Below are 23,013 nucleotides of genomic sequence, written 5' to 3'. Positions count from 1 at the left end.
GCCCGACCGGTCAGCTCGCGGCCGTCGCCGCCTGGAACCGGCGGGCCAACTGCCCCAGGTCGTCCAGGCGTACGTCGCCGTCGAGCCCTTTCAGCGCGGCGGTCATCGCGCCGGCCGCGCGCCCGGCCCGCAACCCCACCTCGGCGTCCTCGACGACCAGGCAGCGCGCCGGTGGCACGTCGAGCAACGCGGCGGCGCGGAGGTAACCCTCCGGCGCCGGCTTGCCCTCGCGCACGTCCTGGACCGTCACCAACACGGGTGGCACGATGCCGGCGGCACCGAGCCGGGCCTCGGCCAACCGCACGTCGGCGCTGGTCACCACCGCCCAGGGCAACCCCGACCGGGCCAACGTCGACAGCAGCTCATGGGCGCCCGGGGTGGCGGTCACGTCGGACAGGTCGTCGTACTGCAACGCCAACTGCCGTGCCGCCGCCACGGCGACCGCCGCCTCGTCGAGCGCGGGAAGGAGCCGACGGATCGTCTGGTCGGCGGGTCTGCCGTGCGCGATCGCGAGGGCCGCCGCCGGTTCGACGGCGTACTCGGACGCCCACCGCTCCCAGGCCCGCTCGACGGCGGCGTCGGAGTCCACCAGGGTGCCGTCCATGTCGAAGAGCACCGCGCCGATGCCGGACAGATCCACCTGACCACCTCCCCGCCCGAGCATAGGGGGCACGCGGTCACCCCTCGCGGTCGACGGCGGGACGCGCGACGTCGACGAACGCGACGCGGCGGTCCGTGCGTACCTCGATGGCCGCGAGCCACCGCTCCCGGTGCCGGTCGCGTAGCGCCGCCGCCGGATCGCCTGGCTCGGCGGCGAGCCGGCGCTGCTCGGCGTACTCCCGTCGTCAGGCTGGCCACCACCGACCGGCCCGCCGCCGCGACGTCCGCCGGGCCCTGGAGCAACACCAGGTTGTACGCCTCGTCCACGGCGCGCATCGCCGCGTACGTCTCGTCGTAGCCGGGCGTCACCGCGTCCGCGCCCGGCTCGACCCACCGCCGGTCCAGCCGCCGGTACGCCGCGTCGCAGGCGCCGAGGAACCCGACGTACGCGTCACGCCGCAGCTCCTCGCGCCGGGTCGCGGCCCGGTCGGCGCTCTCCTCGCGGGCGAGGGTGAGCTGGTGGGCGAGCTGCCGGCGGGTGCTGCGGGCGGCGATCAGCCCGGTCAGGGCGGCGGCGCTCAGCGTGGACAGTGACGTGATCAGCGCGATGGCGACGGTGTCCTGCACGCGCCCATTCTGACGGCACCCGTGGCGCTCAGCGGGGCGGGTCCTCGCCGGTCAGCCCGTCCACCGACTCGCGGATCAGGTCGGCGTGCCCGACGTGCCGCGCGTACTCCTCGATGAGGTCGACCAGGACCCGCCGCAGGCTGGGCACCTGGCCGTCGGGCCACTCGCCCCGGGCCAACTGCTCCGGGCCACCGTCGGCCAGCAACTCGGCCACCGTGGCGCGCGACCGTGCCACGGCCTCCCGCCACAGCGTGTAGAGCTGCTCCGGGGTGTCCTCGGCGGCCGAACGCCACTCCCAGCCCGGGTTGGCGTCCCAGTCGACCGTCTCCCACGGCGGTCCCGGTGAGCGCCCGGCCAACTTGAAGGAGAAGTAGAGGTCCTCGACCAGGGCCAGATGCTTGAGCAGCCCGCCCAGGGTGATCGACGACGGGCCGAGCGTCGCCCGCAGGCCGGCCGCGTCGAGCCCGCCGGTCTTCCAGGCCAGGGTGGCGCGCTGCCGGTCGAGGGAGCCGAGCAGGGTGGCAGTCTCGTCGCCCGCGATCGGCGGCTCGGGGTGACCGTGCTCGTCCGCGTTGGTCATAGCCGTTGACACTACGGGCCGACCGGGCTCAGCGTCGGTTGCGCTTGCGGAGTACGGCCCAGACTCCGCCAGCGACTGCCGCCGTGAACGGAAGCAGGCAGCAGAGGCTGAGGACCGCAAGGTGCCATGGTTTGATCGCGCCCATAGCCGCGAAGGCTATCGGGTGCGGTCAAGCGGCTCCGCGCGGCGGTACCGTCGGCACGCATAGCAGATGCCGGGACCCGGACGGGAGCGCGAGCGATGTCGAAGACGCCAGCCGCGAGCCGTACGGCGGTGCTCGTCTGCCAGGGCCGCGCGGCGGCGGACGGCCTGGTCGCTCCTGGCCGTTTCGCGGACCCGACGGCCATGCGCCTGCTCCGCGCCGCCGAGCGGGAGGCCGTCGATCGGGTACGCGACGATGCCGTACCCCAGTCGTGGCGACACCGGGTCGACTTCGAGACGGTACGGGCCTGCGCCGACATGATCGTGCCCCGCACGGTGGCGATCGACGACGCCGTACGTGCCCACCCGAGCCCGCAGGTGGTGATCCTCGGGGCCGGGCTGGATGGTCGGGCCTGGCGGATGCCGGAACTCGTGGGCCGGACGGTCTTCGAGGTCGACCAGCCGGCAAGCCAACGCGACAAACGCGAACGCGCCGAGGTACTGGCCGGCACTGCCCCGACATTCGTGGCGGTGGACTTCGGCCGGGACCGGCTCGCCGAGGCGCTGGCCGCCGCCGGGCACCGCCCCGACGAGCCGACGACGTGGATCTGGGAGGGCGTCGTGCCGTACCTGACCACGACGGAGGTGTCCACGACGGTCGCCGCGCTCGCCGCCTGCTCGGCCCCGACGAGCCGCCTCGTCGTCAACTTCCAGCTACCCGGGACGTCCCTGACGCTGGGCCGGCTCGTCGCACGGGTGCTGATGGCGTCCACCGGAAGGCGCAGCTTCTGGGCGACCGAGCCGTGGCGCTCGACCTGGACGCCGGCCGCCATGGCCGCGTTGCTCGCCCGGCACGGCTTCACGGTCACCGGCGACCACGACCTGCTCGAGACGGCGCGAGAGCTGTCCCTGCCGATCCGCAGGACCACGTCCCTGGCACACAGCCGGGTGATGGTCGCCGATCGCTCGTAACGCTCGTCCGAGGTCAGTCGACCAACCGATGGGCGTCACCGCTGCATCCTGCACCACGGTCGGTCGGCCCACGGCGGCACCGCGCCACCGCTGATCACCATCGACTTTCATCGACGTGAATGGATGTACATTGATGAGCGAATCGGTTCGGACGGTGGCGGTCGCCGCCCGCCTACGGAAGGACGAACGTAGTGAGACGCAACAAACTAGTTCCATCCCTGGTGGCGGCGCTCGCCCTGGTCGGAACGGCGATCGTCGCGGTCACCACCCTGGCCGCCGCCCCGGCCCAGGCCGCGCCGGTCACGATCCCCAACGGCACGCAGTTCACCGACACCGCCGGCAACGTGCTGCACGCGCATGGCGGTGGGGTCCTCAAGGTCGGCGACTACTACTACTGGTTCGGTGAGAACCGCAACGCCAACAACACGTTCCGGGCGGTCTCCGTCTACCGCTCCACCAACCTGCGCGACTGGGAGTTCCGCAACAACGTACTGACCCAGTCGTCGGCGGCGGAACTGCAATCGGCCAACATCGAGCGGCCAAAGGTCATCTACAACGCCAGCACCAACCGGTACGTGATGTGGATGCACAAGGAGAACGGCTCCGACTACGGCGAGGCCAGGGCCGCCGTGGCCTCCTCGGCCACCGTGGACGGCACCTACACCTACCACGGCAGCTTCCGGCCCCTAGGGAACATGTCGCGGGACATCACGCTCTACAACGACGGCGGCACCGCCTACATGATCTCCGCTGGCGACGAGAACCGCGACCTGCTCATCTACCGCCTCAGCGCCGACTACCTCACCGCGGCCACCCTGGTCGGCAACTTCTGGAACGACGGCAACCGTGAGGCGCCGGCCCTGTTCAAGCGCGGTAGCACCTACTTCCTGCTCACCTCGGGCCTGACCGGTTGGAGCCCGAACCAGGCCAGGTACGCCACGGCGTCCAGCATTTCCGGTCCGTGGACCGGCATGACCAACGTCGCCGACTCGACCACCTTCCGCTCCCAGTCGGCCTTCGTGCTCCCCATCCAGGGCACGTCGACGACGAGCTACCTCTACCTCGGCGACCGCTGGGCCGGAGCCTGGGGCGGGCCGGTCAACGACTCCCAGTACGTGTGGTTGCCGATCACCTTCCTCACCGCCACGACCATGAGCCTGACCTGGTATCCCACCATCACCATCGACGCCGCCGCAGGCACCGTCACCGGAGAGGCGCCGCTCTCCTACCGCATCACCAACCGCAACAGCGGCAAGGTGGTCGACGTGATGGACCACGCCGTCACCGACAACGCCGAAGTCAAACAGTGGTCCTGGAACGGAGGCGCGAACCAGAAGTGGGAGTTCCGCGACACCGGCGACGGCTACTTCCGGATCGTCAACCAGAACAGCGGCAAATGCCTCGACGTCGCCAACGCCTCCACCGCCAACAACGCCAACGTCGTCCAGTACACCTGCGGCGGGGGCACCAACCAGCAGTGGCAGTGGGTCGCCACCGGCAGCTACTACCACCTGCGCGCCCGACACAGCGGCAAGTGCCTGGACGTGGTGAGCAGCGGCACGGCAGACGGCACCGACATCACCCAGTACACCTGCGGAACCGGCGCCAACCAGCAGTGGACCCGGACCCAGTCCTGACACCGCCGGCACGCATCCTGCAGCAGGATGACGAGGGCTGTGCTGGCAGAAACAGCGCCAGCACAGCCCACTCGTGGTTCGTCACATCTCGTCGTGCCGCACCGACCTAACGAACGAGGCTCACATTCGGCGGCAGATTTCCTGAGGTAGCAGAGAAGAAGTAGGGTAGGCCCCAGGTCTGATTACTGGGCCAAGAGTCCGAATTGTACAGAGAAACCTTGCGGGTGAAGTCCGTGACGAGGAGACCGCCGGTGTTGGCGCTAGAGATGAACTCCCCACGCGATCGCCACCGGAACTCGATTATGGACCCGTCGCAGGAAGCGCTGACCACCCGATAGAAGTCCACCTGCTTCAGGCAGCGTAGGGTCGCCTCGTTCTGCAGCATGAGGGTTCCCGGGTAGGCGTCGAGGAATTGCAGTCGCCACCGCTGCGGCCCATCGCAGCCGGTGAAGGTGTAGACGCGGGTGCTCCAGTCGGTGGCCAGGCAATCCAGTGTTGCCGCGTTCCTCACGTACGTCCACGACGTGTAGTGGTCCGCGCTGGCCGGTGCGGCGGACGAAACGACCAGGGTGCCAGCCACGGCGATGCTGGCCAGAAGTCCGGCAGCAATACGACGTAGTCGACGCTTCAGTGCAAAACCCATTCTCGCTCCCCGTTGTCCTTGCTGATGTCGTACCTGACGGCCGACCTGGGCCGCATGGAGACCAGCACTTTCGGCGGGTCCACGCATCCGGACCGATGCATTAAATCATGACAGTCGATGCAAGAACATAGTTGACGCTCAGGGCCATGCCGTTGACATTCCGTGCCGGGCCGTCGGACGAAACCTCCCCTAGGAGCACAAACTGCTAGGCGAACCCGGACCAGGAAGAGCTGCTCCCGTGGGGTTCGAGCTTCGCCAAGATGTCCTGTGCAAAGTGTTCAGGACAGCACCGCCAGCGTCAGTCAGTTCCTCGTTGGACGGGTCGGTCACGCGAAAGCCGTGCAGATGAACGGCGTCAGCGTCGATGTCGTCGGGGGAAGGATGGCCCTCGATGATGAAACCGAACAGCGCACGCAACGCTTCCTCGCCGAGGTCGAGGGGATGGAACGGCAGCGGGTAGGGGTCCTGGTTATGCCAGCCGGGTATTGGCTCGACGGAATGTTCACCGGCCCAGTACGGCAACTCGAAGTCGTAGGGCTTGCCGATGTTCTCCTGGATGCCGCTATCGGGCGACAAGCTCAGCGATCTGATCAGCACGCCGTCCTCCCACACCGCGAAGCCGAGCCAGTCCACGACCGAGTGCATCCCGTGGACGATGATTCGGCGGCCTGCTCCAGCGCCGCGCAGGTGCTCCGGTAGCTCAGAAGGGCGATCGAGCATGAGCCGTCGGTCGCAGTACAGCTCTACCCCGGCCATGACCGTGGCGTACACGAAGTCATCTGGCGGGTAGGTGCCGTCGAGCAAGGTGTTGTCATCAGCGGGTTCGACCACGTAGCCGGGGTGGATTCGACGTACCAACGCTTCGGTCTCGGCTCGCTCTGACCGCGGCGCGCCGCGCAGCGCCGGACGGATGTCGCCGTCGGCGAACGCCAGAAGGGCTGTCTTCGCGCCCACGTCGCTTCCTCCAGTTCTGCGGCGGGCCACCTTTCGCGCGCCACCTGGCGGACAGGATCGTCTAGCCAAAGGGGTCACAGACGTTCTCAGACCGATCTGTAACCAAGGTCTCCGGGCAGTGATCCGGGCGGGTTTGGCTGTTGGTGATTGGTGGGCGCGGCAGGTTTCGAACCTGCGACCCCTCGCTTGTAAGGCGAGTGCTCTCCCGCTGAGCTACGCGCCCCGGAACGCCCCGTCTGCGGCGGGCCGGTGGCTGGCAAGCCTACCTGCTCGCCGCCGGCCCGGCCGCATCAGGCCGTCAGGTCGGCGATGGCTTTGCGCCAGCCCTGCTGGTCGCGGGCCTCGCCGGGGCCGTTCATCTCGGCGAAGCGGACCACGCCGGCCTTGTCGATGACGAAGGTACCCCGGTTGGCGAAGCCGGCCACGTCGTTGAAGACCCCGTACAGCGCAGCGACGCCGCCGTGCGGCCAGAAGTCGGCCAGCATCGGGAACTGGTAGCCCTCCCGGTCGGCCCAGATCTTGTGGCTGTAGACCGAGTCGACGCTGACCGTCAGCACCTGGACGTCGTCGTTGGCGTACTCGTCGAGGTTGTCCCGCACCTCGGCCAGCTCGCCCTGGCAGGTGCCGGTGAACGCGAGCGGGTAGAAGACCAGCAGCACGGCGCGCCGGCCGCGGAAGTCCGAGAGTCGGACCTGCTGGTTGTTCTGGTCCTTCAGCACGAAGTCCGGCGCCTCGGCGCCCACCTCGATCGGCATGCGAACTCCTCGGGTCGACTCGGGGGACGAGGTCAGCCCAGCGCGCCCGGCGGCGAACCGCCGGGGCGCGAGGGGACGAGGGTGGGTTACTTCTTGCCCTTGGCCCCTCGGCGCAGCACCAGGCGGGCGCCGCTCCAGTCGCGGCCGGCGTTGACGGTCGAGGTCTGCTGGAGACCGGCGGTGGGCGCGGACTCCGCGACCTCGCTCGGCTCGACGTGCCCCTCGCGCCCCGCCTTCGGGGTGAGCAGCCACACGACCCCGTTGTCGGCCAGCGGGCCGAGGGCGTCGACGAGCAGCTCGAAGAGGTCACCGTCGCCGTCGCGGTACCACACGAGCACCGCGTCGACCACCTCGTCGGTGTCCTCGTCGACCAGATCTCCACAGCGGTCGGTCAGGGCGTCGCGGAGATCCTGGTCGACGTCGTCGTCGTACCCCATCTCCATGACGACCATCCCCGGTTCGATGCCGAACCGGTCCGCCAGGCTGCGTACCCCGTCGGCGGCCTGACCAGCGGTCGCGCTCACTGTCGCGTGCCTCCTCATCTCGTCCCTGCTCGCGGCGTCGGACCGACGCCGTCAGGCAAAGTCCACACAGTTGTGGGTCTGCGCGCAAGTGGCGCACCGGGTGGAACGGAATTTACCGTGCCAGCAGCGTACGGGCACCGTCGGTAATGGCTTCCGGGGAGACCAGAACATGACGTGCCGCCGGACCTAATGGTACAAACGAGTCAACTCCGGCCACCCGCCGCGCTGCGCCCACATATCCGCCGTCGACCAGGGCGGCGATGACGCCCTCGCCGACCCCGCCTGACCGGCGTGTCTCGTCCACCACCAGCACCCGGCCGGTCGCCGAGGACTCCCGGATGATGTCGGCCACCGGCAGGGGCGCCAGCCAGCGCAGGTCCACCACGCGGGTGCCGACGCCCTCCTCGGCGAGCACGGCTGCGGCCCGCAGCGACATCCGCACGCCGTTACCGAACGTGATGATCGTCAGGTCGTCGGCCGACCCGACCCGGTAGACCCGGGCCCGGCCGATCGGCACGTGCCCGGCCACCCACGAGCCCGGCTCGGGATAGCCGGCCAGCCACTCACCGTCACCATCGGCATACAGGTCGCGGGTGTGGTACAGCGCGATCGGCTCCAGGAACACACACACGCTGCCGTCCACCGCCGCACTCGCCAGACAGGTCCGCAGCATGGGCGCGGCGTCGTCCGGCCGCGCCGGCACCGCGACCACAAGACCGGGAACATCCCGGAGTACGGCCACCGAGTTGTCGTTGTGGAAGTGCCCGCCGAACCCCTCCTGGTACGCCAGTCCGGCGACCCGCACCACCATCGGGTTGCGGAAGGCGCCCCGCGAGAAGAACTGCATGGTGGCGGCCTCGCCGCGGAGCTGGTCCTCGGCGTTGTGCAGGTACGCCAGGTACTGGATCTCCGGCACCGGCAGCATCCCGGCCAGCCCGGCGCCGAGGCCGAGCCCCAGCACGGACGTCTCGTCCAGCAGGGTGTCGAAGACGCGGGCCGCCCCGAAGCGGTCGCGCAGGCCCTTCGTGACGCCGTACACCCCGCCCTTGGCGGCCACGTCCTCGCCGAAGACGGCCATCTGGGGATGGTCGAGCAGCCCGTCGGCGAGCGCCGCGTTGATGCTCTGCGCCAGGGTCATCGGGCCGACCAGCTCGGGCGGCTTGCCGCCGAACGCCTCCTCGCGGGCCCCCGCGCCCGGCCCGCTGGCCCGGGCCGCCGCGTCGGCCACGGCCCGCGCGACCCGCACCGGGCGGCGGGGCGCCAGCGCCGACACCACGTCGGCCGCGGAGGCCAGCTTCGGCTCGCCCAGCACCTCCTCGGCGAGCCGGCGTACCTGCCAGCCCGTCTCGTCGTACCAGGCCAGCAGCTCGTCGGCGGTCGCCACACCGGCCTCGACGAGCAGCCGCGCGGTGGCGACCACCGGGTCCCGGTCCAGGTCCTCGGCCAGCTCGGCCGGGCTGCGGTACGCCGACTCCGCGTCCGCCCCGGCGTGGCCCATGAGCCGGACCGTGCGCAGGTGCAGCACGGCGGGCCGCCGGTACCGGCGTACCCAGGCCGCCGCCTCCCGCGCCACCGTGTACGCCCGCAGCGGGTCGGCGCCGTCCGCGCTGAAGTAGCGGATGCCCGGCTTCGCGCGCAGCGTCGCCTCCACCCAGCCCTCCGGCGAGCGGACGCTGATGCCCAGCCCGTTGTCCTCGCAGACGAAGAGCACCGGGATGCGCAGGCCGGCGTGGTCGTACCAGCCGGCGGTGTTGAAGGCGGCGGTGGCGCTGGCGTGGTTGACCGACGCGTCGCCGAACGAGCAGACCACGATGGCATCCGGCGGCCACGGGACGTGGGCCGCGCCAGCGCCGCTGCCGACCCGTACGCCCGTCCCGGTACGCCGCCCGGCGGTGTCCAGCCGGCGCAGCCGCTCCACGGCCAGCCCCATTCCGACCGCGCGGGGCAGGTGCGAGGCGATGGTCGAGGTGGTCGGCACGACGGCCAGGTCGGCCCGGCCGAACACCTTGTGCCGGCCACCGGCGATCGGCTCCTCGCTGGACGCGACCATGCCCCGCAGCACGTCCCGGGCGGCCTCCGCGTACCCCCCGAACCCACCGGTGGGGGTCGCGGACCCGGCCGGCTCGGCGTCGGAGGCCGACTCCGGGGCCTCGGCGGCGGGCTCCGGATCGTCCACGGCGGGCGTCGGGGTGTCGGCGGCGGACGCCGGAACGGCGGCGGCGACCTGGGCCGCCCGCACGCAGTAGAACGCCCCGGAGCGGTAGTGCAGCAGCGCGGGATCGGTGGGGCGCAGCGCGGCGGCGACCGCCGCGTTGCCCTCGTGCCCGGACGAGCCGATGGTGTAGAAGCCCTCCCCGAAGCTGCGCAGCCAGCGCCCGGCCAGGTCGAGCTGCCGGCTGGCCACCTGCGCGTCGAACAGGTCGAGCAGTTGGGCGCCGGTCAGCGGGGCATCGTCGGTGACCGGATCGGCGAGGTCACGCCGTTGCGGTGCGGCGGGTAGCGCCGCCAGCGTCTCGCGGAACCGGTCGTCGAGATCTTGCGGGGTGGTCACGTCCGACAGCATTACCGACGCGGGCCACCGTCGCCCAGTGGGACACGGCCGGCACGGGTCGACTCACTGCGGGTCGCACGGCTCCGGCCAACCGCCGTCGGACACCTTCCACACCAGGTCACGCAGGGTGGACAGCTCCTCGTCGCGCAGGCCGGCGAGAAGTCGGGAGTCGGACATCACCTCGGCCACCCGGTCCCGTACGACGCGGCCTTCCCCGGTCACCACGAGCGTCTTCTGCCGGCGGTCGGCCGGGTCGGTCCGACGCTCGACCAGGCCGGCCTGCTCCAGCTTGTCGACCAACGCGGTCACGTTCGACCGGTCACAGCTCAGCCGGTCGGCGAGGTCACGTGCCGGCAGGGGCCGGTCCGGGTCCAGCTCGTGCAACGCCCGGGCCGCCGCCGGGGTGAGCCCCAACTCGGCGAAGGCCGTGCCCTGCCGATGCCGCAGGGACGCCGTCAGGTGCGCCATCCGACGCACCACGTCGGCGGCCAACCCGGCGCGGTCCACCTGCCCGTCCGCTGGCGTCACGGTGACATCGTACGCAACGGGTCCGCCCGGCCGGCTCAGCGTTCGAGCTCGCTGACCTCGGCCGGGGCGCCGACCGACGATGGCGCCGGATCGGTCGTGGCGGACGACGGTCCCGCGGGCCGACGCAGGGCGCGGGCGCAGCGCCCGGCAGCCACCGGGGCGGTCACCAGCAGGACGGCCGTCACCAGTGCGGCGGCAGGTGTGTCGGGCCGCGCCAGGTGCAGGCCTCCGATGACGGCCACGCCGAGCACCGCGGCCAGCAGGGTGCCGGTGGAGATCAACGCGGAGAACGCGGTCGCCGCGCCGGCCGGCAGGGCGGCAGCGAGCCGGTCGACCAGCGGGGTGAAGCCGGCGGCGTGTGCGGCACCGGCCACGAGCAGCAACAGGCTTCCGGGCAGCCAGGGCCAACCATGCCGCGTCAGCATCGCGACCAGCAGCACGACGGCCGCCAACAGCGGCGGGCCGAGCAGCGGCAGCACGTCGCGCAGTCGCGCGGGCAGGCGGGACACCGCGAGGCCGCAGAGCGCGAACCCGGCGGCGTAGGGCAGGAAGGCCAGCCCGGCGGCGAGGGCGGTGAAACCGAGCCCCTCCTGCAACCGCAGGGTGAGGGTGAACAGGAAGCCGGCGTAACAACCCATCACCAGACAGGCGGCGAGCAGCCCGGCCGGCACGCCGGCACGGGTCAGCACCGCCACGTCCAACAGCGGTGTGCCTCCGCGCCGGATCACGCGGCTCTCGTGGCGCAGGAACACGCCGACGCCGATCACGCCCGCCGCCACCCCCGCCGGCGTCGACCAGTCCGGCCAACCGAGGTCCCGACCGAGCACCGCCGGCGTCACCAGGGCCAGCATCGCGGCGGCCAGCAACAGCACCCCCGGCAGGTCGAGCGCCGCCGGCCGGACGGCCGTCGTCGGCACGGCGGCCAGCGCCCGCCGACCGGCCACCAGCAGCACCGCGCCGACCGGCACATTGACCAGGAACGCGGTACGCCAGGCCAGTCCGCCGGCATCCAGGGTGACGAGCAGGCCGCCGGCCACCTGCCCGGCCGCGACACCGAGCGCCAGGATCAGCGAGTACGCCCCGATCGCCCGACCTCGGGCAGCGCCCACGTACGTGGCCTGGATGAGGGCGAGGACCTGCGGCACCATGAGCGCCGCCATGGCGCCCTGCACGACGCGGGCGCCGACCAACGTCACCGGACCCGGCGCGAGGCCACAGGCCAGCGACGCCACGGTGAACCCGGTGAGGCCGAGCAGGAAGACCCGGGCCGGCCCGTGTCGGGAGCCGAGCCGGGCGCCGGTGACGACCAGCACGGCGAAGGCCAGGGTGTATCCGGCCAACACCAGCTGGGCCAGTGCCGGCGGCCCAGCCAGGTCGAGCCGGATCGTCGGGGCGGCGACCGCCGCGATCGAGGTGTCCATCGAGGCCATCGCCTGCCCGGTGAGCAGGACGACGAGCGGGGCGCGGCGTCCCTGCGTGGTCGTGGTGGAAGTCATGCCGGCCACCCTGGCGACCTGGGCGGCCGCGTGTCTTGACGATCCTTGCGGCCGCCAGATCCGACGTACGACGTCGCGTGTCGTGTCGGCGGGTGGGCCTAGCCTGACGGCATGCGCAGCAGCCACACCCTCGTGCGCCAGCCCGACTTCGTGGTCCACGCGGTGCGCTGCCGGGACGACCACACCGGCTGGTCGCGCCCGGAGCCCGCCTTGGCGCACGGCATCGTGTTGGCCCGCCGGGGCGGCTTCCGGCGGCGCGGTCGGGGCGGGGAGGAGTTCGTCGACCCGACCGTGGGCTACCTGACGGTGCCGGGCGAGGAGGAACGGTTCGCCCACCCGGCCGGCGGCGACGACTGCACCTCCGTGCATCTCTCGCCCCGGCTGTGGCGGGAACTGCTCGCCGGCCGGTCCGCCACGTCGGTGCTGCACCTGGACGCCCGCATCGACCTGGCGCACCGGCGACTGCTGCGGGCGGTACGCCTCGGCGACGCGGGCTTCGCCGCCGCCGAACGCCTGGTTCGACTGGTGGGCGCCGCCACCGGTCCGGCGGTCGACGCGCCGCCACGGGACCGGGCGATGGTGGAGGCGGCCCGCTCGGCGCTGCACGACGGTGGGCCGCACACCGACGCCCTCGTCCCGCTGGCCCGCTCGCTCGGCGTGTCGCCGTACCGGCTGAGCCGGTCCTTCCAGGCGCTGGTCGGTGTGCCGGTGACCCGCTACCGCAACCGGCTGCGGGTGGGGCGTGCGCTCGACCGGCTGGCCGAAGGGGCGCCGAGCCTCGCCGTACTGGCGGCCGAGCTGGGCTTCGCCGACCAGGCGCACCTGACCCGGACGCTGCACGCCCACCTGGGCCACACGCCCGGGCAGCTACGTCGGGTGCTGGGAGAGGTCTGACCCCACCCGGCCGACGACCGAGCACAGTCTCGGGGGCGGCCCGCGCGCGATCAGGCGGGCAGGAACGAGAAGCGGACCTGGCGGGTGGGGTTGTCGCCGTTGGTGTCGACGAGGCAGATCGACTGCCAGGTGCCCAGGGCCAGCCGGCCGTCGAGCACCGGCAGCGTGGCGTACGGCGGAACGAACGCCGGTAGGACGTGGTCCCGCCCGTGACCCGCCGAGCCGTGCCGGTGTCGCCAGCGGTTGTCGGTGGGCAGCAGCGCGTCGATCGCGGTGAGCAGGTCGTCGTCGGAGCCCGACCCGGTCTCGATGATCGCCAGCCCGGCGGTGGCGTGCGGCACGAAGACGTGCAGCAGACCGTCCCCCTCGCCGGAGACGAAGCTCTGGGCCTCGGCGGTGATGTCCCGGACGGCCGGCCGGGACCCGGTCTGGACGGTGATCACGTCACTGCGCATACGTCGCATTCTGCCGCAGTCGACGATCAGGAACCGCCGCCACCGCCACCGGAGTCGCCGCCACCGCCGGAGAAGCCACCGCCGGAGTCCCCGCCACCGCCGAAGAAGCCACCGCCGGAGTCCCCGCCGCCGCCGAAGAAGCCGCCGCCGCCGGAATCGCCGCCACCGCCGCCGTCGGAGCGGTCCCCGCCGCCCGAGTCGCCGTAGTACATCAGGGGGACGCTGGTGTCGGCGTGCCGTCGGCGCGGACCGGGCACCCGACGAGGCCCCCGGCGGGGCGCGGACGCGCGCAGTCCGGCGCGGAGTTGGACGGCGCCGAGCGCCACCGCCACGACGCCGAGAATCGTGATCGGCAGCACGGCGGTGTCCCCGGCCAGGAGAACCGGCACGGACAACAGCGCCCCGAGCGCGCCGACCGAGAGGATGACGCCGCCGCTGACCACCCGCCGCCCGTTCATATCCGGCACCGTAGCGAGCCCGGGCAAGCGGGCGAGCCGGCCGCCGTAGCGCTAAGTTACCGGCGGGTACCTGTGTTCAGCATCGCGTCCGGGGGACCTAGACGTGACGACGGGTGCCACCAGGGGGCAGGATGGCGCTAGAGACCTATCCCACACACAACCGAGGGAACGCCTGTGGCTACGGAACGCAAGCGCCCGGTGATCAGCGACGGCCTACCGAGCCAGCTTCCGGACATCGACCCTGAAGAGACCAGCGAATGGGTCGAGTCGCTTGACGGTGTCATCGACGAGCGGGGAGCCAAACGCGCCCGCTACGTCATGCTGCGCCTGCTGGAGCGGGCCCGTGAGCGCCAGGTCGGGGTTCCGCCCCTGACCACCACCGACTACATCAACACCATCCCGTCCGAGCGCGAGCCGTGGTTCCCGGGAGACGAGCACGTCGAGCGGCGCATCCGGGCGTACGTGCGGTGGAACGCCGCGATGCTGGTGCACCGGGCGCAGCGCCCGGAGATCGGCGTCGGCGGGCACATCTCCACCTTCGCCAGCTCGGCGTCGCTCTACGAGGTGGGCTTCAACCACTTCTTCCGGGGCAAGAACCACCCGGGCGGCGGCGACCAGATCTTCTACCAGGGTCACGCCTCGCCCGGCATGTACGCGCGGGCGTTCCTGGAGGGGCGGCTCAACGAGCACGAGCTCGACGGGTTCCGCCAGGAGCTGTCGCACCCGGGCGGCGGTCTCCCGTCGTACCCGCACCCGCGGCTCATGCCGGACTTCTGGGAGTTCCCCACCGTCTCGATGGGTCTCGGCGGTCTGAACGCGATCTACCAGGCGCGGTTCAACCGGTACCTCCAGCACCGCGGCATCAAGGACACCTCGCAGCAGCACGTGTGGGCGTTCCTCGGCGACGGCGAGATGGACGAGCCGGAGACGCTGGGCGCGATCGGTGTGGCCGCCCGCGAGGAGCTGGACAACCTCACCTTCGTGATCAACTGCAACCTGCAGCGGCTGGACGGCCCGGTCCGGGGCAACGGCAAGGTCATGCAGGAGCTGGAGGCGTTCTTCCGGGGGGCCGGCTGGAACGTCATCAAGGTGGTCTGGGGCCGCGAGTGGGACCCGCTGCTCGCCGCGGACACCGACGGCGCGCTGGTCAACCTCATGAACACCACGACCGACGGCGACTACCAGACCTACAAGGCGGAGTCCGGCGCGTACGTGCGGGAGCACTTCTTCGGCCGTGACCCGCGTACCCGCAAGATGGTCGATCTGCTGAGCGACGACGAGATCTGGAACCTCAAGCGGGGTGGGCACGACTACCGCAAGCTCTACGCGGCCTACAAGGCGGCCACCGAGCACACCGGTCAGCCGACGGTCATCCTGGCCAAGACGATCAAGGGCTGGACGCTCGGCTCGCACTTCGAGGGCCGCAACGCCACGCACCAGATGAAGAAGCTGACGCTGGAGGACCTGAAGACCTTCCGCGACCGGCTCTACCTGGACATCCCGGACAAGGCGCTGGAGGACAACCCCTACCTGCCGCCGTACTACCACCCGGGCGAGAAGTCCGAGGAGCTGGCGTACCTGAAGGAGCGCCGCGAGCAGCTCGGCGGCTACCTGCCGACCCGGCGGACCAGCACCAAGCGGCTGACCATCCCCGGTCCGGAGCGGTTCGCCGACGTCAAGCGCGGCTCGGGCAAGCAGAAGGTGGCCACCACGATGGCCTTCGTCCGCCTGCTCAAGGACATCATGAAGGACAAGGAGTTCGGCAAGCGCTGGGTGCCGATCATCCCGGACGAGGCACGCACCTTCGGTCTCGACTCGATCTTCCCGACCGCGAAGATCTACTCCCCGCACGGTCAGCGGTACACCTCTGTCGACCGGGAGCTGTTCCTGTCGTACAAGGAGTCGACCACCGGGCAGATCCTGCACGAGGGCATCAACGAGGCCGGCTCGGTCGCCTCGTTCACCGCCGCGGGCTCGGCGTACGCCACCCACGACGAGCCGATGATCCCGATGTACATCTTCTACTCGATGTTCGGGTTCCAGCGGACCGCCGACGGGCTGTGGGCCGCGGCCGACCAGATGGCGCGGGGCTTCCTGCTCGGCGCGACCGCCGGGCGCACCACGCTCAACGGTGAGGGCCTGCAGCACGAGGACGGGCACTCGATGCTGATCGCCGCCACCAACCCGGCGGTGGTCGCGTACGACCCGGCGTTCTCCTTCGAGATCGCGCACATCATGGAGAACGGCCTGCACCGCATGTACGGGGACGCGCAGGAGAACGTCTTCTACTACCTGACGGTCTACAACGAGCCGATCCTGCAGCCGGCCGAGCCGGAGGGCGTGGACGTCGAGGGACTGCTCAAGGGCATCTACCGCTACTCGCCGGCGCCGCAGGTCGACGGCCCGAAGGCCAACGTCCTCGCCTCCGGCACGGGCATGCAGTGGGCGCTCAAGGCCCAGCAGTTGCTCGCCCAGGACTGGGGCGTGGCCGCCGACGTCTGGTCGGTGACCTCCTGGACCGAGCTGCGCCGCGACGCGGTGGAGACCGAGGAGTACAACCTGCTCAACCCGGGCGCCGAGGCCAAGGTGCCGTACATCGCGCAAAAGCTGGCCGACGCGGACGGGCCGAAGGTTGCGGTCAGCGACTGGATGCGTGCCGTACCGGACCTGATCGCCCGCTGGGTACCCGGCGACTACACGTCGCTCGGCACCGACGGCTTCGGGATGTCGGACACCCGGCACGCGCTGCGGCGGCACTTCCACGTCGACGCCGAGTCGATCGTGGTCGCCACGCTGCGGCAGCTCGCCCGCAGCGGCGCGGTCGAGGCCACCGTGCCGGCCGAGGCCGCCAAGAAGTACGCGATCGACGACGTCAACGCCGCCCCGGTAGGCGAGACCGGCGGCGACAGCTAAACCCGCACTACCAGAGAAGGGCCCGGCGCGTCGCGCCGGGCCCTTCCCCGTTATCCCCACCCCGGACCCCGCCCCGCCCTTCACTGCGTCGATCATGGAGTTGTGGTGGGGGACGAAGCGGTGAAGTCGCCTCGTTCCGGGCACCACAAGTTCATGATCGACCCGGCTCCTCGGGGGCGGCGGGGATGCGGCGGCGGTGGGCCGACGTTCCTGGTGGGGACGCCGGGCCACCGCCGGGGCGGGTGACGCCGGAAGGACGGATGGTCAGCCGACGGCGGCCAGGTCGGTGAGCCGGGCCAACGAGTCCTCCAGGTCGGCGCCGACCCGGCGCAGGCCCAGGCGCAGCAGAGCCGCCTTGACGGGGCCGGCCGGCCAGCGGACCACGATGAGCCGCACGACCGTCCCGCCCTCCTCCTCGTCCTCGGTGAGCTGGACGTAGATTTCGGTGCGCGCCTCCGCACGGGCACCGGCCCCCTTGGCCCGCTCCCGCCAGCCGATCAGCGTCGGCTCCTGATAGGCGATCACCTCGGCCTCATGCGCCGAGCGCCCCGCCTGGACCAGTTGTCGCCGCCCGAAGCCCTCCCCCGAGAGCACTTCGGCCGCGCGAACCCCCGCCAGCCAGGCCGGCAACTGCTCGGCCCGCTGCACGACGTCCCAGACCACTTCCATCGGCGCCGCCACGTGCGCACTACGTTCCACGAGGATCATTTCCGTCTTGCCTCCAGTGAGGACATCCCACGATATCGGCACTCTATGCGTCAAATCGGACTTACCTGGACGGGTTCGGAAAAAGACACGCCGATTAACCATTGCGGATTACGCCAGCCCGGCCTATGGCGCATTCATCGACGGCGTCCTAGAGTCCCGAACACGTTTCACGTTCACCGGGAGGGCGCATGTCGACCGCACCGATGCCCGAGTTCCCCGACGGCTTCCGCTGGGGCGTCTCCACCTCGGCCCACCAGATCGAGGGGGCCACCACGGCCGACGGACGCGGAACGTCCATCTGGGACACCTTCGCCCGCGAGCCGGGCCGGATCAGCGACGGCAGCAGCGGCGCGGCCGCCTGCGACCACTACCACCGGTACGCCGAGGACGTGGCGCTGATGGCCGGGTTGGGCGTCGGGGCGTACCGGTTCTCGATCGCCTGGCCCCGCGTGCAGCCGGACGGCAGCGGCGCGACCAACGCCGCCGGCCTGGACTTCTACGACCGACTGGTCGACGACCTGCTGGCCGCCGGGATCGACCCGGTGGCCACCCTGTACCACTGGGACCTTCCGCAACCCCTCGAAGACGCCGGCGGCTGGCTGCGCCGCGACACCCCAGCCCACTTCGCCGAGTACGCCGAGCGGACCGCAGCCCGCCTCGGCGACCGCGTCCGGCTCTGGATCACCCTCAACGAGCCGTTCATCCAGATGAGCCTCGGCTACGGCATGGGCGTGCACGCCCCCGGCCAGATGCTGCTCTTCGACGCGTTTCCGGTCGCCCACCACCAACTGCTCGGCCACGGGCTCGCGGTACAGGCGCTGCGGGCGCACACCACCAGCCCGGTCGCGATCGCCAACAACTACTCGCCGGTGCGGGTGCTCGGCGACAGCGACGCCGACCGGGCCGCCGGGGCCGCGTACGAGACGTTGCACAACCGGCTCTTCACCGACCCCCTGCTCGGACGCGGGTACCCCGACCTGCCCGGCCTCGACCCGACCGTCGTCCGCGCCGGCGACCTGGACACCATCGCCGCGCCCATCGACGTGCTCGGGGTCAACTACTACAACCCCACCGGGGTACGGGCAGCCGAGGAGGGCTCGCCGCTGCCGTTCGACCTGGTGCCGCTGGACGGTTACCCGCGTACCGCCTTCGACTGGCCGGTCGCCCCGGACGGGCTGCACGAGCTGCTTCGCTGGCTGCGGGACACGTACGGCGACGCGCTGCCGCCCATCGAGATCACCGAGGGCGGCTGCGCGTACGACGACGAGCCGGACGCGCACGGGCAGGTGGCGGACCCGGAACGGATCGCGTACCTCGACGGGCACCTGCGGGCGGTCCGGGCCGCCATCGACGACGGGGTGGACGTCCGCGGGTACTTCGTCTGGTCGCTGCTGGACAACTGGGAGTGGGCCGAGGGGTTCACCAAGCGCTTCGGTCTGGTGCACGTCGACTACGCCACGCAGAGGCGTACGCCGAAGTCGTCGTACACCTGGCTGCGGGACCTGATCGCGGGCAGCGCGCCGGGGTCGGCGCGGTGACCACCGTGGACCCGACGGCGGCGGCGCTGCCGGCGGCGCTCGCCGAGCCGACGGTGCCGGTGCGGCGCGGCTGGATCGGCCTGGTCTTCGCCGCCAACCTGGGCGTGTGGATGGCGTTCTTCACCCCCATCCAGGTGCTGCTGCCACAGCAGATCGAGCGGATCGCGCCCGGCGACAAGGAGACCATGCTGGCCGTGGTCACCGGCCTGGGCGCGTTGGCGGCGGTGCTGGCCAACCCCCTGGCGGGCGCGCTGTCCGACCGGACCTGCCTGCGGATCGGCGGTCGGGAGTTCGGTCGCCGGCACGTCTGGACCGCCGGCGGCGCGGTGCTCGGCGCGGCGGCGCTGGTGCTGCTGGCCCAGCAGCGGACGATCCTCGGGGTCGCCGTCGGCTGGGTCGCCGCGCAGGCGTGCTTCAACGCGATGCTGGCCAGCCTCACCGCCGCCATCCCGGACCGGGTGCCGGTGACCCAGCGCGGCGGCGTCTCGGGCTGGGTGGGCATCCCGCAGGCGCTCGGGCTGGTCCTCGGGGCGGTGCTGGTCACCGCCGTGGTCACCGGGAACGCCGCCGGCTACCTGGCCATCGCGGTGGCCATCCTGCTGCTCTCGCTGCCGTTCGCGCTGCTCACCCCCGACGACCCGCTGCCCCGCGCGAACCGCCCGGCACTGCGCGTCCGCACGCTGTTCGCCTCGATGTGGATCAGCCCGCGCCGGCACCCGGACTTCGCCTGGGCGTGGATCACCCGGTTCCTGGTCCAGCTCGGCAACGCGCTCGGCACCCTATACCTGCTGTACTTCCTCACCGACGGGGTGCACTATCCCGACCCCGAGGGCGGCCTGCTGGTGCTGATCCTGCTCTACACGCTCGGCATGATGCTGACCGCCGTGGTCTCCGGCCGGCTGTCCGACCGCTCCGGGCGGCGCAAGATCTACGTGATCGTCTCCGGCCTGATCATGGCGGTGGCGGCGCTTTTGCTCGCCGTCGCGCCCACCTGGCCGATGGCGATCGTCGCCGCGCTGCTGCTCGGCGCCGGCTACGGCGTCTACCTCTCGGTGGACGCCGCGTTGATCACGCAGGTGCTGCCACGCGCCACCGACCGGGCCAAGGACCTCGGCGTGATCAACATCGCCAACTCGGCGCCGCAGGTGCTCGGTCCGGCGCTCTCCGCCCCGCTCGTGGTCCACCTGGGCGGCTATCCGACGCTCTACGCGGTCACCGCCGTGGTCACCGTGGTGGGCAGCGCCCTCGTCGTCAAGATCCGCTCGGTCGCCTGAGGTGAAAGGAAGGGCACCTTTACAACACCAGGCGATAGCAAGGGGCCCTTCCTCACTCGGTTGTCCGCCGCCGTAGGCTGGAGGACGTGACGGTACGTGTGCGCTTCGCCCCCTCCCCGACCGGTATGTTCCACGTCGGCGGCGCCCGCTCGGCGCTGCAGAACTGGATCTACGCCAAGCAGCAGGGCGGGGTGTTCGTGCTGCGCATCGAGGACACGGACGCGGCGCGCAACAAGCCCGAATGGACCGAGGGCATCCTCTCCGCGCTGGACTGGATCGGCATCTCCCGGGGCAGCTACGAGGGGCCGTACTTCCAGTCCGAGAACGCCGGCGAGCACCGGGCCGCCGCCACCCGGCTCTACGAGTCGGGCCGCGCCTACTACTGCGACTGCACCCGCGAGGACGTACAGGCCCGCACCGGCTCGCAGTACCAGGGCTACGACGGCTACCACCGCGACCGTGGCCTCGGGCCGGGGCCGGGCCACGCGCTGCGCTTCCGTACGCCCGACGAGGGCACGACCGTGGTCGTCGACCTGATCCGCGGCGAGCCCACCTTCGAGAACAAGCTCATCGAGGACTTCGTCATCGCCCGGGGCGACGGCTCGCCGGTGTTCCTACTGGCCAACGTCGTGGACGACATGACCATGGGCATCACCCACGTGATCCGCGCCGAGGAGCACCTGCCCAACACGCCCAAGCAGCAGCTCCTGTGGGACGCCCTCGGGGTCAAGCCGCCGGTCTGGGCGCACGTGCCGGTGGTCGTCAACGAGAAGCGGCAGAAGCTCTCCAAGCGCCGCGACAAGGTCGCCCTGGAGGCGTACCGCGACGAGGGCTACCTCGCCGGCGCGATGCGCAACTACCTCATGCTGCTCGGCTGGGCGCCCTCGGGCGACCGGGAGATCGTGCCCTGGTCGGTCATCGAGGACGAGTTCCGCCTGGAGGAGGTCAACCCCTCCCCCGCGTTCTTCGACGAGAAGAAGCTGCGCGCGTTCAACGGCGAGTACATCCGCGCGCTGCCGGTGGCCGACTTCGTCGACGCCTGCCAGCCGTGGCTGACCGGCACCGGGACCATCGCGCCGCCGCCGTGGCAGCCCGACGAGTACGACGCCGACGCGTTCGCCGCCGTGGCACCGCTGGCCCAGACCCGGATCGCGGTGCTCAGCGAGATCGTGCCGAACGTCGACTTCCTCTTCCTGGCCTCGCCCACGATCGACGAGGCCGCCTGGACGAAGGCGATGAAGGACGGCTCGGGCGATCTGCTGGACGCCGCCGTCGCGGCCTTCGAGGCGCTGGAGTCCTGGGACGCCGAGTCGCTGAAGTCGACTCTGGAGGCCGTCGGCGCCGAGCGCGGCCTCAAGCTCGGCAAGACCCAGGCGCCCGTACGAGTCGCGGTCACCGGCCGCACCGTGGGCCTGCCGCTGTTCGAGTCCCTCGAGGTACTAGGCCGCGAGCGCACCCTGACCAGAATGCGCGCAACCCGCCTCCGCCTCGCCTAACTCTGCCTCTGCCCCTGCCTCTGCCTCTGCCCCGGCCCTGCCTCTGCCTCTGCCCCGGCCCTGCCCTGCCGATCATGGAGTTGTGGTGCCGGGTTGGGCACCTTTATGACGACTTCGCCCCCACCACAAGTCCATGATCGGCCCAGACTGAGCGGGCCGGCGGCGGCGCCGCGGCGGCGCGGAGGACGGGGCGGCGAGGGGTCGGCTCGCTTTAGGCGGTGTCGCGTCTGCGCTCCCCGCTACGCCGATCTTGCAGTTTCGGCTGGCGAAATGAGTGGGACGCGGGCTATGTCGCCACAGAAAGCGCAAGATCGGCGCCGGGGTGGAGCGGCTGTCGCCGAGCCAGGCCCTGCCGTCGCACGCCGCCGCGCCGATCTTGCAGTTTCGGTTGTCGGTATGGGGTTGGATGCCCGTTACGTCGCCGCAGGAAGTGCAAGATCGGCGCGGTCGGGGCCCCGAGGGCGGGGCCCCGAGGGCGGGGCCCCGGGCCGGGGCGTCGGGGCGTGGGGGGGGTGGCGGGGGCGGGGGCCCGGGGCAGTTAGCGGGATCGGCGGCGGAGCAGCAGGGTGACTGTCAGGGTGGCTAGCAGTACCGCGCCGCCGAGTGCCCAGGGCCACCAGCGGACACCGGAGTCGGATTGTTCCTCGGCGGTCGGCACGGCGGACACGGTGTCGGCCGGCGGTGACACGGGTCCGGCCGGGGATGCCGTGGGCGAGCCGGGCGCTGACGGGCCGCTGTCGGCCGCTGAAGGGCTACCGGACGGGCCGGGGGCTGCGGGGCTACCGGACGGGCCGGGGGCTGCGGGGCTACCGGACGAGCCGGGGACTGCGGGGCTGGCGGACGGGTCGGCGGCCGTGCCGGTGGTGAGGGTGAACCGCACCTCGCCCTTGATCGGGTGGCCGTCGGTCGACGGCAACTGGTAGGCGACGATGTAGAGCCCCGCCGCGGCGGGCGTGAACGGCACGCGCACCCTGGTGCCGTCGAACGTGGGCCGCCCGCCGGCGACCACATTGTCCGGTCCGGTTATTGTGATCTTCGTCGTAGCCGGCGGTGGCTTGGCCAGGAAACGAAGCTCGATCCGGGTGGGCACGGTGGCCACCCGGGCACCGTCGCGCGGATCGCTGCCGGTCAGCGAGTTGTGCGCGACGGCTGGCGTCGCCGGGGCCAGTAACGACACACCGAACGCCACGCCGAGTACCACTGGCACGAGCCGTGCCATCCGTGTAACCCTGCCCCCCATGAACCCCTCCGTAAGGGTACGATCCGCCC

At 71.5% G+C, this 23,013-nt stretch carries 21 protein-coding genes and 1 tRNA gene; 8 read left to right on the top strand and 14 right to left on the bottom strand.

What is annotated here, in order from left to right; genetic code table 11:
• Positions 1 to 10 precede the first annotated feature (10 nt).
• A complete protein-coding gene (locus tag ABZ272_RS19930; protein ID WP_355051427.1) occupies positions 11 to 640 on the bottom strand; it encodes an HAD-IA family hydrolase in 630 nt (209 codons plus the stop codon).
• Between the two features lie 95 nt (positions 641 to 735).
• Between ABZ272_RS19930 and ABZ272_RS19925 the strand changes: the two genes are divergently transcribed.
• A complete protein-coding gene (locus tag ABZ272_RS19925) occupies positions 736 to 1,194 on the top strand; it encodes a hypothetical protein (protein ID WP_355051426.1) in 459 nt (152 codons plus the stop codon).
• 61 nt (positions 1,195 to 1,255) lie between these two features.
• Here ABZ272_RS19925 and ABZ272_RS19920 read toward each other — a convergent pair whose 3' ends face one another.
• Positions 1,256 to 1,807 carry a DinB family protein gene (locus ABZ272_RS19920; protein WP_355051425.1) on the bottom strand — a complete coding sequence of 184 codons (552 nt, stop codon included), beginning with the start codon at positions 1,805 to 1,807 and terminating at the stop codon, positions 1,256 to 1,258.
• Positions 1,808 to 2,047: 240 nt separating this feature from the next.
• On the opposite strand from ABZ272_RS19920, the gene ABZ272_RS19915 reads away from it, so the two are divergent.
• Positions 2,048 to 2,920, top strand: a complete 873-nt coding sequence (locus ABZ272_RS19915) for a class I SAM-dependent methyltransferase (RefSeq protein WP_355051424.1) — start codon at positions 2,048 to 2,050, stop codon at positions 2,918 to 2,920.
• Between the two features lie 191 nt (positions 2,921 to 3,111).
• The gene (locus tag ABZ272_RS19910) at positions 3,112 to 4,557 is read left to right on the top strand and encodes an RICIN domain-containing protein (protein WP_355051423.1); all 1,446 of its coding nucleotides are present in this window, start codon (positions 3,112 to 3,114) and stop codon (positions 4,555 to 4,557) included.
• 106 nt (positions 4,558 to 4,663) lie between these two features.
• Here ABZ272_RS19910 and ABZ272_RS19905 read toward each other — a convergent pair whose 3' ends face one another.
• From ABZ272_RS19905 to ABZ272_RS19870, 8 genes are all read right to left on the bottom strand, one after another.
• A complete protein-coding gene (locus ABZ272_RS19905; RefSeq protein WP_355051422.1) occupies positions 4,664 to 5,200 on the bottom strand; it encodes a hypothetical protein in 537 nt (178 codons plus the stop codon).
• Between the two features lie 189 nt (positions 5,201 to 5,389).
• Positions 5,390 to 6,154 carry a hypothetical protein gene (locus tag ABZ272_RS19900; RefSeq protein ID WP_355051421.1) on the bottom strand — a complete coding sequence of 255 codons (765 nt, stop codon included), beginning with the start codon at positions 6,152 to 6,154 and terminating at the stop codon, positions 5,390 to 5,392.
• 148 nt (positions 6,155 to 6,302) lie between these two features.
• A tRNA-Val gene (locus ABZ272_RS19895) sits at positions 6,303 to 6,377 on the bottom strand.
• Positions 6,378 to 6,444: 67 nt separating this feature from the next.
• Positions 6,445 to 6,909, bottom strand: a complete 465-nt coding sequence (locus tag ABZ272_RS19890) for a peroxiredoxin (RefSeq protein WP_355051420.1) — start codon at positions 6,907 to 6,909, stop codon at positions 6,445 to 6,447.
• A gap of 86 nt (positions 6,910 to 6,995) precedes the next feature.
• Positions 6,996 to 7,433 carry a DUF3052 domain-containing protein gene (locus tag ABZ272_RS19885; protein ID WP_132237238.1) on the bottom strand — a complete coding sequence of 146 codons (438 nt, stop codon included), beginning with the start codon at positions 7,431 to 7,433 and terminating at the stop codon, positions 6,996 to 6,998.
• A gap of 112 nt (positions 7,434 to 7,545) precedes the next feature.
• The gene (locus ABZ272_RS19880; RefSeq protein WP_355051419.1) at positions 7,546 to 9,996 is read right to left on the bottom strand and encodes a thiamine pyrophosphate-dependent enzyme; all 2,451 of its coding nucleotides are present in this window, start codon (positions 9,994 to 9,996) and stop codon (positions 7,546 to 7,548) included.
• A gap of 51 nt (positions 9,997 to 10,047) precedes the next feature.
• Positions 10,048 to 10,452 carry a MarR family transcriptional regulator gene (locus ABZ272_RS19875; protein WP_355051498.1) on the bottom strand — a complete coding sequence of 135 codons (405 nt, stop codon included), beginning with the start codon at positions 10,450 to 10,452 and terminating at the stop codon, positions 10,048 to 10,050.
• Positions 10,453 to 10,547: 95 nt separating this feature from the next.
• Positions 10,548 to 12,008 (bottom strand): MFS transporter, encoded by a 1,461-nt coding sequence (locus ABZ272_RS19870; protein ID WP_355051418.1) that lies wholly within the window; start codon positions 12,006 to 12,008, stop codon positions 10,548 to 10,550.
• 111 nt (positions 12,009 to 12,119) lie between these two features.
• Between ABZ272_RS19870 and ABZ272_RS19865 the strand changes: the two genes are divergently transcribed.
• A complete protein-coding gene (locus tag ABZ272_RS19865; RefSeq protein ID WP_355051417.1) occupies positions 12,120 to 12,902 on the top strand; it encodes a helix-turn-helix domain-containing protein in 783 nt (260 codons plus the stop codon).
• Positions 12,903 to 12,952: 50 nt separating this feature from the next.
• Here ABZ272_RS19865 and ABZ272_RS19860 read toward each other — a convergent pair whose 3' ends face one another.
• The gene (locus ABZ272_RS19860; protein ID WP_355051416.1) at positions 12,953 to 13,357 is read right to left on the bottom strand and encodes a secondary thiamine-phosphate synthase enzyme YjbQ; all 405 of its coding nucleotides are present in this window, start codon (positions 13,355 to 13,357) and stop codon (positions 12,953 to 12,955) included.
• A gap of 26 nt (positions 13,358 to 13,383) precedes the next feature.
• Positions 13,384 to 13,815 (bottom strand): hypothetical protein, encoded by a 432-nt coding sequence (locus ABZ272_RS19855; protein ID WP_355051415.1) that lies wholly within the window; start codon positions 13,813 to 13,815, stop codon positions 13,384 to 13,386.
• Positions 13,816 to 13,989: 174 nt separating this feature from the next.
• Here ABZ272_RS19855 and aceE point away from each other — a divergent pair, with 174 nt between their 5' ends.
• A complete protein-coding gene (gene aceE / locus ABZ272_RS19850; RefSeq protein WP_355051414.1) occupies positions 13,990 to 16,728 on the top strand; it encodes a pyruvate dehydrogenase (acetyl-transferring), homodimeric type in 2,739 nt (912 codons plus the stop codon).
• 264 nt (positions 16,729 to 16,992) lie between these two features.
• On the opposite strand, the gene ABZ272_RS19845 is transcribed toward aceE, so the two are convergent.
• Positions 16,993 to 17,436, bottom strand: a complete 444-nt coding sequence (locus ABZ272_RS19845; RefSeq protein WP_355051413.1) for an SRPBCC family protein — start codon at positions 17,434 to 17,436, stop codon at positions 16,993 to 16,995.
• A gap of 188 nt (positions 17,437 to 17,624) precedes the next feature.
• Here ABZ272_RS19845 and ABZ272_RS19840 point away from each other — a divergent pair, with 188 nt between their 5' ends.
• From ABZ272_RS19840 to gltX, 3 genes are all read left to right on the top strand, one after another.
• Positions 17,625 to 18,974 carry a GH1 family beta-glucosidase gene (locus ABZ272_RS19840; RefSeq protein WP_355051412.1) on the top strand — a complete coding sequence of 450 codons (1,350 nt, stop codon included), beginning with the start codon at positions 17,625 to 17,627 and terminating at the stop codon, positions 18,972 to 18,974.
• Complete coding sequence (locus ABZ272_RS19835; RefSeq protein ID WP_355051411.1) at positions 18,971 to 20,248, top strand: MFS transporter; 1,278 nt, start codon at positions 18,971 to 18,973, stop codon at positions 20,246 to 20,248. The genes ABZ272_RS19840 and ABZ272_RS19835 overlap by 4 nt, the downstream gene beginning before the upstream one ends.
• 86 nt (positions 20,249 to 20,334) lie before the next feature.
• Positions 20,335 to 21,744 carry a glutamate--tRNA ligase gene (gene gltX, locus ABZ272_RS19830; protein ID WP_355051410.1) on the top strand — a complete coding sequence of 470 codons (1,410 nt, stop codon included), beginning with the start codon at positions 20,335 to 20,337 and terminating at the stop codon, positions 21,742 to 21,744.
• Between the two features lie 538 nt (positions 21,745 to 22,282).
• On the opposite strand, the gene ABZ272_RS19825 is transcribed toward gltX, so the two are convergent.
• Positions 22,283 to 22,963 (bottom strand): copper resistance protein CopC, encoded by a 681-nt coding sequence (locus tag ABZ272_RS19825; RefSeq protein ID WP_355051409.1) that lies wholly within the window; start codon positions 22,961 to 22,963, stop codon positions 22,283 to 22,285.
• Between the last annotated feature and the right edge of the window lie 50 nt (positions 22,964 to 23,013).

Origin of the sequence: Micromonospora sp. NPDC005979 (assembly GCF_040614415.1) — a bacterium.
Lineage (GTDB): Bacteria > Actinomycetota > Actinomycetes > Mycobacteriales > Micromonosporaceae > Micromonospora.
This window is presented reverse-complemented; position numbering and strand designations above follow the sequence as displayed.